This is a genomic window from Pirellulaceae bacterium, from assembly GCA_019636385.1.
Lineage (GTDB): Bacteria > Planctomycetota > Planctomycetia > Pirellulales > Pirellulaceae > Aureliella.
In genome coordinates, this window is sequence record JAHBXT010000001.1 from 1,262,349 (window position 1) to 1,274,958 (window position 12,610).

7 protein-coding genes are annotated in these 12,610 nt (G+C 56.0%); 4 read left to right on the forward strand and 3 right to left on the reverse strand.

Annotated features, from left to right (window positions below; genetic code table 11):
* Positions 1–42: 42 nt before the first annotated feature.
* On the reverse strand, positions 43–1,299 hold the full coding sequence (locus KF752_04820; GenBank protein ID MBX3420862.1) for a 50S ribosome-binding GTPase: 1,257 nt from the start codon (positions 1,297–1,299) through the stop codon (positions 43–45).
* Positions 1,300–1,307: 8 nt separating this feature from the next.
* Positions 1,308–2,909, reverse strand: coding sequence for a serine/threonine protein kinase (locus KF752_04825; protein MBX3420863.1), 1,602 nt, complete (start codon positions 2,907–2,909; stop codon positions 1,308–1,310).
* A gap of 505 nt (positions 2,910–3,414) precedes the next feature.
* On the opposite strand from KF752_04825, the gene KF752_04830 reads away from it, so the two are divergent.
* On the forward strand, positions 3,415–4,578 hold the full coding sequence (locus KF752_04830; GenBank protein MBX3420864.1) for a hypothetical protein: 1,164 nt from the start codon (positions 3,415–3,417) through the stop codon (positions 4,576–4,578).
* 292 nt (positions 4,579–4,870) lie between these two features.
* Here the strand turns inward: KF752_04830 and KF752_04835 are convergent, their stop codons facing one another.
* Positions 4,871–6,991: an alpha/beta fold hydrolase gene (locus KF752_04835; GenBank protein ID MBX3420865.1), complete on the reverse strand. Its 2,121-nt coding sequence runs from the start codon at positions 6,989–6,991 to the stop codon at positions 4,871–4,873.
* Positions 6,992–7,483: 492 nt separating this feature from the next.
* Here KF752_04835 and yajC point away from each other — a divergent pair, with 492 nt between their 5' ends.
* From yajC to KF752_04850, 3 genes are all read left to right on the forward strand, one after another.
* Entirely contained in the window at positions 7,484–7,903 is a 420-nt protein-coding gene (gene yajC, locus KF752_04840; GenBank protein MBX3420866.1) for a preprotein translocase subunit YajC, read from the forward strand.
* A gap of 1,705 nt (positions 7,904–9,608) precedes the next feature.
* Entirely contained in the window at positions 9,609–11,288 is a 1,680-nt protein-coding gene (gene secF / locus KF752_04845; GenBank protein MBX3420867.1) for a protein translocase subunit SecF, read from the forward strand.
* Between the two features lie 149 nt (positions 11,289–11,437).
* Positions 11,438–12,568, forward strand: coding sequence for a hypothetical protein (locus KF752_04850; protein MBX3420868.1), 1,131 nt, complete (start codon positions 11,438–11,440; stop codon positions 12,566–12,568).
* Positions 12,569–12,610 lie beyond the last annotated feature (42 nt).

Consider the following 12,610-nt stretch of genomic DNA (forward strand, 5'->3'; position numbering starts at 1 on the left):
TGGCGAATGACCTGGTTATTAGCGACCGCCGCTAGACGGCGGCTAGTGGTACATTCGTATTGAGTGCTCGCCAAACGACAATTGTGCCAGCCAATGTTGTAGCTGACGGGTATCGACCTGGGCAACAGGCAGTGACAAATGCTCAGCCATTGCACCTAGCAGAGCCAACTGCTGCCGATCGAGCGGTACAGCAGCCCCAGGCGGCGGACACTCGGGCACCAGCGCGCCTGCAATGCTGGCTAATAAATGCTGTATGTCTCCGTGAGCAGAACAGGGCACGACGGGTAGGTTAAGGGGAAGGGCTGGGGCGGCTGCATCGTTTAAATCCATTTTATTCCAGGCGCATAGCAGGCGTTGTCCCGGTATTTGATCGACAATTGCTTGATGCTGTTCGGTCCAGCCCTGGGTGGCATCCACCACCAACACCACCAAGTCAGCCGTCGCAATGCGCTGTCGCGCGCGGGCGACGCCTTGCCGTTCGATAGCATCATCGGTTTCGCGCAGACCGGCGGTATCGGTTAGGCACATGGGCCAGCCATCGACTTGGGTTTGCACTTCGATCCAATCGCGCGTTGTCCCTGGTTGATGATGCACGATGGCTGATTGCCCTCCCGCCAAGGCGTTGATCAAACTGCTTTTGCCGACGTTTGGTGGCCCCGCCAGTACAACATGCCAAGGCGTCACCAAATGCAACCCCAGGTCGCTCCAGCGCAGAATTGCTGCAATCAACTGTTGAGCCTCGCAGAATCGCCCGTGGCCGATCAATGGCTGCAAGTTGGCGACGCTGGCCGTTAGTCCGGGCCCGAGTTGATCCAAGAGAATGCCCGCTGACCGCTCCGAGGTGGTGTCCTGCAACAACCGCTCAATCAGGCAACGCAGCGCGGTGGGCGACTGAGTGCCGGGCGCTGGGGATGGCTGCGCGGCCCATTGTGACCAATCAACCAAACTGCAACCAGCAGACTGAAGCTGTTGCAGGATCGCTTGGCAGACGGCGATGCCGCCGTGGCAATGAATTTCGACTTCGTCCGGACCGGTAGCACACACCACCACCTGTTCGGCCACCTGCCCATCTAACACTCGCCAAGCTGCGACGCGAACGCGACCTAGCTTCAGTTTGCTCGTGCCATGGCTTGGCAGGCGGTAGCTACGCGCGCCAGCGCGTGGCCCCATCGCGCCCGCATCTCCCGCCGCACGCAACAATGATGCAACTAATTCTACGGCTGCCGGCCCGCGCACAGCGATCGTTGCGATGGCTCCCGGCAACGGCGCGGTCAAGCGACAGGCCCAGTGCTGTTGCATGTGCAATGCTATCTCTGAGAGGTTAAGCCGTCGAGCCGCGATTGTGCTTGCTGAACCTGCTGGGCCAGCGACTGGTTTCCAGCGTACAGCCCGACAATTGCCTGCCAAGTGGACCTGGCTTCTGTGACGCGACCATCGGCTGCGGCCTGATCGGCTTCCTGCAGCTTCTTTGTGAGTAACTCATGCAAGGGCTGGCTGTTAGATGATTTGTCCAATCTGTCTAAGCCCTCAGCGGCTAACAGCAGCATCGAGTGCGCATCGGCCTGACCGGCAAACCGCTTGTGAAGCACCTGATACTTCTCGCGAGCCGTCGCGTAATCGCCAAAACGCTCGAACCTGCGCGCTTCAGCATATTTTACTTGTGCTAGCGTCCAATCCTCCTGACGTCCCAGCCGCTCGTCACGCTCCATGCGTCGCTCGGCTTCTCGGGCGCTGACCCAGTCGATCTTCTCTTCGGCCCATTGTCGGTACTGGCCATCCGGATAGCGCTGGATCAATTGCGAAAGATAACTATCACGCGCCTGATTCCAGTCGATCCACTCCGGGCTGGCCAATAGTTTCTGCGCGCTGTGGTACAACGAGCGCTCGCTGGGCGGTAACAAAAACCACACGACTGCGGACACCGCCAATAACAATCCCGCCAACAGCAACCATGGGCTTTCCAATGGCGATCGGCGTGCACCGGCTGGCTGATCATCACTGGCGATTCCCAACAACTTTTCCGCTTCGCGCCGATCGACGTTCAGCTTCAACGGACTAAATCCGGCCGTAGCGTGCTGCAACACTCCAACACCTTCGCTCTGACGCCGCTGAGCCTCCTGAAGTGCCATGAGAAATGCGGTGGTGCTGAACGGACGCTGCTCGGGCGATTTGTCCAACAACTGCTCCACAATCGCACTCAACCAAATCGGACAATCCAGGACCTGCGAAGCGACGCTGGGAATTGTTGCTTGACCGACCTGTTTCAAGAATTGTTGTGAATCTTCGGCGACAACTGGTGGAGCGCCGGTGAGCATCCAATACAGGATGGCACCCTGCGAATATAAATCGCTCTTCTCAGTCGGTTGACCACCATCGAGCAGTTCTGGGGCCGTACACTGCAGTTGCTCCAGCGTGGGCGGCGATCCCAAGAAGGTCGCGATCTCTGGACGTCGCCAATCGAGCAGCTTAATATGCGATTCGCCCGTGATCATGATTTTGGTGGGTTGTAATCGACCATGCGTCCAACCTTGTTGGCCAGCGTATTCCAGAGCTTGACCAATTTGAGCGGCGAAGTCGGCCGCCATTTCCCAAGACAATCGCCCGCGCCGACACAGTAGTTGTTCTAGCGATTGGCCGTCAATCAATTCATATGCCAAGAACGCGCGACGGGTGTCAAACCCTCCGCCATAGCACCGCGCGATACCAGGGTGCCGCAGCCCTTTGAGCCGTTCAATTTGGTCAGCGAATAGTTGACGACTTTCGGGCGTCATCCCCAGTGGAATTGAAAACACACGCAGCGCTGCGAGCTTGCTTTGCTCAACATGAATGCTGCGAAACCACTGCCCCGACTTGGTCGGCGGAGCTAGCGGTGCTTCCAGTGCAAACGGTCCAATCCGCGACTTAGCCATTGTGTTCTGGTGACTCGTTACCTGGAGCTTTTATCATGCGTTCCAAAGAACGCTTTGGGTCAATGCAATCCATCCCGCCATCACGAGCAGCTCGCGATGTTAAAGCGATAGGTAGTCTAGCGCGATACTGTTTTCGTTGGTAGACCGTAATCATGCGCGACAAGCTTCTTTCCGCGAAGGCCGTGACCTATTGGCCTTGATGATGAAACATCAATAACTGTTTCAATCAGCCTAGATACCAGTCAAGGTTCAAAGCCGTCCCGTGGTCAATCCAGGAAAACAGGTAATTTTTCCAGTGGATCCTCGGTCTCTGGATGCTGACCGGGAACCCGCACTGGTCAGAGTGCGGGACATGGAACAGTGGAGCGAGGGGAAACAGGGAGTGTCTGAGAGACATATGCTCGCTCTCGGTGCTATAAGGTGCCACCCACCATCTATTGACAGAGGGTGTTGGGATTGGCATAATATGGGGAGTGGGAAACGAGTGAAATGATGAGTGCAAACCATGGTCAGACCCAATCGAAGCGAGCAGTTCAGCCCGGATGAAGTAGCCATCGTGCACACGGTACAGCGGTGTGTGCGCAGGGCTTTTTTGGCAGGGCAGGATCAGCAGTCGGGCAAGGATTATTCGTATCGGCGTGAGTGGATTCGTCGGCGGCTAGAGTCGCTGGCTTCGGTGTTTGGGATTGATGTACTGACCTACGCTGTAATGAGCAATCACATTCATACTATCTTGCGCAGCCGACCCGATGTGGTGGCGGGCTGGACGGATGAGCAGGTGGCGCTGCGTTGGCTGAGCGTCTTCCCAGGTCTACGGCTGGAAGAACTGCATTTGGCTCAGCCAACCGATGTTCAAGTGGCAACGCTGGTGGGCAATCAGGATGAGGTTAAAAAGATTCGGCGGCGGCTATCGGATATCTCGTGGTTTATGCGCGCTCTGGCCGAGCCGATTGCGCGCATGGCCAATGCGGAGGATCAATGCACGGGGCGCTTTTGGGAAGGCCGTTTTAAGGCGCAGCGCATTACCGATGAGGCGGGCTTGTTGGCATGTGCTATGTATGTGGACCTGAATCCGGTACGAGCCGCCATGGCCGATTCGCCTGAAGATTCGGTACACACTTCGGCCTATGATCGGCTGCAAGCCGAGCTGGGCGTGAAGATTCAGTCAACAGCTTTTGAACTACAGGCGATACCGCAAACCGATGTGGCCAAGGCACGCAAGGAAACACCGGTCCAGCAGTTGCGGAAGGCGCGCCAAGCCAAACGGCGTAGTCCGACAGGCCGCCGAGTGCTGCGCGATAGCTGGTTATCGCCATTGACGATGGATGATCGAGTGTTGGCTCAGGATGCACAGACCAGTAGGACGGGCCTGCGAGCCAGCGACAAGGGGTTTTTGAATATCAGTTGGAGGCAGTACCTGGAGCTGTTGAGCTGGACGGCCAGACAGCGGGTCAAGGAGTTTACCGAAGCGGTGCCGGAGTCGCTAAAGTCGGTGCTGAGCCAACTGGGTATTGAAGCCTCGATGTGGCGGGACCTGGTGTGGAATTTCAAGAGGTACTTTGGCAAGAGCAGTTGTGCCGGTTCGCCCGGTTCGATGTCGGCAGAGGCTGAGCGTCATGGCAAGCGTTGGCATCGCGGTCAGGCTCAGGTGCGCGAGTGTTTTGCGTAGTGGCTGAATGTTCCAACCGGGGTGCGCGTAAAAAGCCACTTTGAAACGTTGAGGCGCAGAGAGGATGCTGGCCTGATATTCTCGGCGCTCTCAGCGTCTTTGCGTTTTATAGTATTGCGGCCGTGGCGGTGCCGCGTTTCTGATTGGACCAATGAGTCGCGCTGCGTTGCCGTAGGATTGATGATATTGCTGGAAATACTGGCGGTGCACTTTTGGTACTTTGGAAGCAGTGCGCGGGTGGCGTTAATCAAGGCGTGCGTTTTTGGTCTGCAGCGTTGCACTACGCCTTGGGTTATTCTAAGCGCGCACCGTTGGTGCCTGGGGGACTGGGCTGCACGTCCGCCTCGAAATCCGCAGTGGCCGAGTTTAAGTTTTGGTCAAGCGCTAAACCATTTCCCTCGTGTCCGGCGCTGGCATCTGGCGACTGCACGTTGTGGCTGGCCAGTGGAGCGGCCACCGGCTGAAAGGCGATTGGTTGCTGCAGTTGCGCCAACCTCTGAGCGACTCGATATTCATCTTGAACGGATTTCAGATGTAACTGCAAGATGCGACGGACTTCCAAAATGCTACGCGGATTGCGATGAATGTCTTGATGCTCGGCAGCGACGGTGATCTCACTGGCTACATCGTCCATGTGGGCGCTGGCATATTCAACGATGCCATCGCCAATGGTCTTAACCTCCTTGGGCCAGCGACCGGTAGGCACCATACCCACAATATTGTGATAGGTCACCCAGGGGGCACGCGGCGCCCGAATCATGGCTGGGAAGACCGGCGAGTCAGGACTAAGAGAGTCGATGCTGGTGCTGTTGGTCAGCAGGTCTGCATTCTGAAACACATCAGGGTTGAGCGTGATTAACTTCTGTCCCGTGGACACCATCCGCGATGGCAAGCGGATAATCTGGCGACTGACCCAGCGCGTGACATCGTTGGCATAATCGCTGCCATGATGCGGCGTGCCAATCGTAATCACTCGACGAATGTCAGGCGAAGGTTTGAAAAATGCGGCGGTCTTCAGGAGCTGAATATCTTCCGGTGCTCCTTGGACTTGATCGAACGGCTTGTCGCTCAAGATATTCCAAAAGTCATCGCGGCTGTCGATGGTTTGCATGCGGCTTACCAGCCCGCCCATGCTGTGGCCAACTAATACCATTTGATTGAGCGCCTCATACTGACGATCGGGATCCAATTGCTCACGCAACATGTCAAGTTCCCGGCGCATTTGCGTGGCGCTCATCCAAAACGGCTGCCCGGTCGGATAGTGGTAAAACCAGAATTGATAGTTGCGACGCAGCTCGGGAAAGCTCCGCAAGTCGTTGAACATCGGCATCCAGGTAATGGGACTAGACCACAGTCCGTGCACCATCAGCACCGGAATCCGCTGTGGATCGAACGGCTCCAGCATGACAATGCCGCGATACTTGTCGGCTTTGTGCGGATTGACCAGTCCGTAGGTAGCCTTGTTCTTCTCCTGGAATTCGGGGTTGTCCAGGAAATACGCCAGGGCTGTACTCAAGTCGGACTGCAAAGGCACCAGGCGATTGGCCAAACTGATATCCGACGAAATTAGCGGATCGTGTAGCTCCAGGACACACTCGTGGCGACGATGCGGATTGGACTGGTCCGGTACTGTCGGCACCACGCGCAGCAAAGCGGTCACCGGAAAGCTGAGTCCGCGCGGATAGTAGGCCTCGCGCGGATCTTCGGTTGGCCCTGGTTTGCGAACGGCAATTAACGGCACGCCCAATCCGTAGGTCATGCCCGACGAGGTCAATCCTTCCAAGCGGTAATCGCTGACGAATTCAAAGCGATCGAAGTCTGCCGTTTGCCAGCCACCCTTCATGAGCGTCTGCACGTAGTACTGCTTGTCACCAGAGATAACCTCATAGCTGGTGCCGGGCTGAAGCTGCCCCTTGGCGTTTACCAAACGCAGCGAACACTCTAGCGACTGGTTGTACAAATCGCAGGCACCGCGAAACACGGGATCATAGGGATTGCGAATCCGATCGAACTCCATGGAGAACAGGTACATGTAAGCGTTACTAACCGCCACGCCATACATGTCCAACGCTTCGGCGGGCTTATGTTGACGCTCCAGTCGTTTGGCTTCCACATAGGCCACCTCGCTGATGCCATACACCAGTTCGCCATCGGACTCGGTCTGCACCAGCTTCTGCATCGCCAGCAGGCATTCGGCTGGTCGCGATTGATATAAGTCGTCCAGCGCATACCGCCGCAGGACCAGCGCTGTACGATTGGTAACCTGTGGCCCAGTACGACTGGCGATGCGCAGTTGGTTGGCCAGCGGATTGACCGGCATGTCGCGCCGCACCAAATAACGCTGGCTGGCGCAACCACTGGCCGTTACCAGTAGCCCCATCAGCAGATAGATTGTCCAGCCTCGCCAGGCCATATTACCTCGTCCATGAATCCCGTTCGTCAGATCAGCAGCGGTCTACCGCCAGGCATGCCGCCTGATGCCGACCTACGACTACGCACGATAGACGACGGTTCCGCGCATCCATCACCTCGCAGCCGAACAGTAGGTTCTGGCGGCGTTGAGGGTCAATGTCGCTTCCATTGCATGCATTTCTGAACCAGCCTTTGACCGGCGACTCAGGTTGGGTACGAATTTCCCCAGACTCTCAAACGCTACCTCTTACCGGCGGTCGTCGTGGCGCTGGCAAGGGCACGGGAAATACCTGCAACTCCACGGTCTGGCGACCGCCGCTACTTCTGCCTGGCGACCGTAGCCACTTCTGCGTAGTGACTGCGACTCAATTTTTTCGCGGGAGAATACGCCTTGTGAGTTCTTCTGGCGACTCTTATCATCTTGGGTTAATCTCCATCACGCCTACCACCATAAAGGTGGGGTTTTGACTTTGTTGATAGTAGTTGGTTCTCGATGATCGAACTCTCAAATTGGACGACCGTAACGGTCGGAGGTCTGTTGGCGCAGATTTCCGAGACGGGTACGGCCAACGAAAGTGGTGGAGCCGCAGAAGGCGGTCAGGCTGGCGGTTTTTTGGAGCAGTTTATTGGCAATCCAATTAACTTGGTGCTGTTCAGTGTGATCCTATTCATGCTGCTGGTAGTTCGCCCGCAGCGCAAGGAGATGCGCAAGATGCAGCAGTTGCTTGCGGGTCTGAAAAAAAACGATCGCGTGGTGACCAGCGGTGGCATCCATGGCGTGGTGGTTCAAGCCGCGTCGGGCGAGTCAACAGTTGTCATTCGCATCGACGAAAACTCTGGCGCCAGAATGACGGTCAATCGCGAGTCGATCGCCAAAGTGCTGGGCAGTGATGCAGGCGAGTCCACAAAATAGAGACGGCATTTACTCAATTCATACAATCGATTGGCCTGTGACTGAGTTTCGTAACTGGCCAATCAAGCACAATAATATCATTCCTTAGGGACATTCGATGGACGGGAACTTGCTTCAACTCCTGCTGGCTCAGGCCGAAACGGCTGTTCAAGGCGCACCGGAATTGACCGGCTTTGCAAAATGGTGGGCCGAGTGGCATCCCTTAGTCATGGGACTGTTGTACATTGCGATCATTTTTGTGCTACCGTTTGTAATCGGTAATTGGATTGCTAAAAGAATACGATTGCCCGCCCTGTCCGGTCGCATCGGCACCGTGTTCGCCGCCATTGCGGCCGCTGCATTGTTTGTGGTCAACGGCAAACTGCTGCTGGGACCGGACATGCAAGGTGGCACGACGCTAGTCTACAACATCGTCGATCAACCCAGTGGCGAAGAGATCGATGCATCGGCGTTGGCATCCGCGCTCAGCGGTCGCATCGACCCCTCGGGTACCAAGGAAATCACCATTCGTCCGCGCGGTACTTCGCAAGTTGAAATCACCTTGCCCAGCACCGACGAATTTGAACTAGAGCGCATCAAAGAAAGCATCACGACCTCTGGTCAGTTGGAATTCCGCGTGGTGGCCAACACCCGTGACCACGAGGACATCATTCGACTGGCTCGCGAGCAAGCTGACGAGAACTTAATCGACGTCACCAACGCCGATGGCAAGCCGGTTGGTCGGTGGTATCGTGTGGGCCGAGAAGAAAAGATGACCGAAGGGGTCTATCCGCTTATTACTCCTATCGCTGGTGACATTATCCGCAATTCGGCTACTGGACAATTGATCAATCTTCCACCGCTGGGTGACAAGGAGATCGCTGTTTCAAAGTGGTTGGCCTCACAGAACATTGAAGATGTCGACGTACTGATGGCGCTGGAGGTGTTCGGTGAGCCCTATACTGAGCTGTTCGGTGATGACTTATCCAGCGCGCAGCTCGAGTTTGGCAAGATGGGCCAACCCATTGTTGGCTTCCGTTTTGGTGCCGAGGGTGCCAATAAAATGTTGGAGCTGACGACGTCGATTGGACCTGACGGTGCTTTCAAGCGCCGCATGGCCATCATTATGGACAAGCGAGTTCTATCGGCGCCAAACGTTAACTCACCCATTAGCAGTGCGGGTATTATTGAAGGTCGGTTTACTCAGGCAGAAGTCAATTTCTTGGTAACCATTCTGCGTTCTGGCCGTTTGCCGGCCACGTTGGAAAAGACGCCTGCCAGCGAAAGTCGCGTGGGGGCTGGGCTGGGTGAAATCACTATCCAAAAAGGCACCACCACCGCCCTGTGGTGCATCGTCGTGACGCTGGCGTTTATGCTGCTGTATTATCAATTCTCCGGCATTGTCGCCTGCCTGGCGCTACTGCTGAACGGATTGCTGATCTTCGGCATCATGATCTTTATTCGCCAGCCGCTCAGCTTGCCTGGCTTAGCCGGTCTGGTTTTGACTGTGGGCATGTCGGTGGACGCCAACGTACTGATCTTCGAACGCATTCGCGAAGAAATCGTCAAAGGCGCTGCTCCGCGTTTATCGATTCGCAACGGCTTCGATCGCGCGCTAACCACAATTGTGGATTCCAACGTCACCACGCTGATCGCCGCTGGAGTTTTGTACTGGATCGGTACCGATCAAGTGCGTGGCTTTGCGGTCACGCTGTTCATCGGCATCATGGTCAGCATGTTCACCGCCACGTTTTGCTCACGAATCCTGTTTGAAATCGCTGAGCGACTAAAGTTTGTCAACTTGAGAATGATGGACGGCGTCGGATTTCTGAAGCGAATTCTGCTGGGACAAGGTGATTTGAACTTTATGTCGATGAGCAAGCTGTGCTTAGGAGTTTCCGTTGCATTGACTGCGGTGGGACTGACCGCAGCGTTGATACGCGGCAAGGGACTGCTAAACATCGACTTCGTTGGCGGCACAACAGTGACTATTCAGCTTGAGCAGCCGGTAGCCCTGGAAGACATGCGCCGCATCACGCAACAAATCTTGGTTGACGATCAGGGCAAGCCCATCGAATCGACTCTGGTTCGAGTAGAGAAGGAACCTCAAAACACCGTTTATACGTTGGTCACATCGCTGAATGATGAAAATCAACTGGCCGAACGACTTCATTTGGGATTAGCCAAGAACGACGTAGCGAACTTGGTAACCTACAAGGCCAAAGTTACCAGACTAGATGCAAGTGGAAACAGCCACTGGCAGCCGCCCCAGCGCTCCGTTCGTCTGGTAAGTATGCGGGCTGAAGACGGCCAAGACACTACACCTGCTGCCACTGACGTTTCTAGCTCGGACGGTGTTGCCGTAGTAGAAGTTGCCCCTGCAAGCACTGCTGTCGTTGACAGCCAGCCGACCAGTGAGGCTACATCGGACGGCCAATCGACTGGCGGATCCGAGGCAACCGTCACTGACGCAGCGACTGCCACTGACGCACCGGCTGTCGAGCCAGAGGTCCGAGTCTCCAGCAAGTTCCGCTTGGAGCTTTCTGGGGCTGTCGAAAAGGACTCCCAAGGGAATGACCGCAACATCGCACGCCGGAATCCCACCAAACTCAAGCAAGAGTTGGTCGAAGCTGCACAAGCCGTCCACGTTGATCTCAACCCAGCCTTCATTCGCATGAGCCCCAACCCACGGCCTGCAAAATGGCGCGAGGACCAAAACGAATCGTTTTCGACGTGGGACGTTGAATTGCCGGTCGCCGAAGAAGCCGGCGCTCAAATCATGCAACACGTCGCTGAACAGATTCAGAGTACTCCGCTGTGGTTATCACTCAGTCAGATCGGCGGGCGTGTGGCTGGCGAAATGCAGCAACGCGCTTTGGCAGCCCTCCTGGTCAGCTTGCTGTTCATCGTGGCCTACATTTGGTTCCGATTCCAGCGGATTTCCTATGGTCTGGCCGCTGTGGTAGCATTGGTCCACGACGTCCTGATCACGCTGGGACTGATCGCTTTGTGCCACTGGCTGGCTCGTCCCTTGGGCTTTTTGATGATCGAGGAATTCAAAATCGGTCTCACCGAAATTGCGGCTTTTTTGACGATCATCGGCTACTCGCTGAACGACACCATCGTGATCTTTGACCGCGTGCGCGAAATTCGCGGTCGCAGCCCGCGATTGACTACGGAAATGCTCAACACGGCCGTCAACCAAACGCTCAGCCGCACGCTGCTGACCAGCAGCACCACGTTGTTGACCGTGCTCCTGTTGTATATTTTCGGTGGCGAAGGTATTCACGCCTTCTCATTTGCCTTGTTGATTGGCATTTTGGTTGGAACGTACAGCTCAATTTACATCGCAGCTCCCGTCTTACTGTGGCTCAGTGAACGCGAAGCAGCCGCCGCTATCAAGTAAGCGGTGTTTCGCGCCAGCTACCATTCACCTCAGTGGTGGGCCTGCACGGCGAGTTATGGCGCAGTGAAACCAGGTTTTTGTTGTCCAGCTAACTTTGAGTTTTGCCTGAAGTCTTGCGTCGGGCCCGCAGGGGCAATCCTACGAATCGCGTGAACCGTTATCGTTTGTTCTACCTAGCGATCGCATGCCTACCGGCTCTCAGCGGCTGCTCGCCGTCGACGATCGATCAGCTGCAGTCAAATTCATCTGCATCTGGCTCGCGCGTTAGTACTGATCCAGGCGCAGATCAGGACAACTCGGTGGTCGACATTCTGACTGGTCTCGGCGTTCAATTAACCGTCGACGAGAAATCTGGCCAAGTAACCTCGGCTGACTGTCGCAACATCGTCGTCAGCGATCTCACAGCCGGGCAGCTTGCCGCGCTTCGCAGTCTCCAACGTCTTACGATTCGCGATTCACGGTTAACGCTGACCGGCTGGCAGCAACTGTCGAAACTAAGGAATTTACAACAGCTGGACCTGCGCGACTGCCGGATCGACAACCAACAATTGTCAGTTGTGGCTGGCGGGATGTCGGCGCTGCGCGTTGTGCGAGTAGGAGGATCAAATCATCCGCTCGCAATCGATGATTCGAGTCTGTCGGAACTGCTGCCTGGCTGGCCGCGCCTAAAGGTACTAGCAGCTGACCACGTGCCGATTACCGGCCAGTGCTTGCCAGTCCTGAAGAGTTGTCCCGAATTGAGTGAACTCTATCTGGGTCACACACGGATCACGGACTCGGCACTGTCGGCACTCGCCGGTTGCTCCCGGTTGCGCAAACTGCGTTTGGCCGGAACTGAAATCAGCTCGCGGGGGTTGGAATCCCTGGCGAATCTGGCCCTTGAGGAGCTGGACGTCAGTCAGTGCCCTGGGCTGGACGATCTGGCTCTGATTCCCATTGGCACAATGACGACCCTTCACCGACTGAATTTGTACAGTGTACCGGTTAGCGATCAGGGGTTGCCGCACTTGGCAGGGCTGACGAATCTGAACTGGTTAAATTTGGACAATACCCGCATCACCGACGCGGGTCTACCAGCGCTGCGCGGCTTGAAAGAATTGTCTTTTCTACATCTTGGGCTAACCGCTGTGACGGACAGTGGTATGTCTCACTTGATCGGCCTGGGTGCACTGCGAGAATTGGTGGTGACCCGCACGGCAGTGACTGGGGCCGGTGCCGACCTGCTGCGTCAGACCAATCCGGCCCTTTCGATTGAGCTGGAGTATCAGGGTGGTCGGTAGTCGAATTTTGTCCGGTCGGTTATAAACGCGGGTTTATTTCCT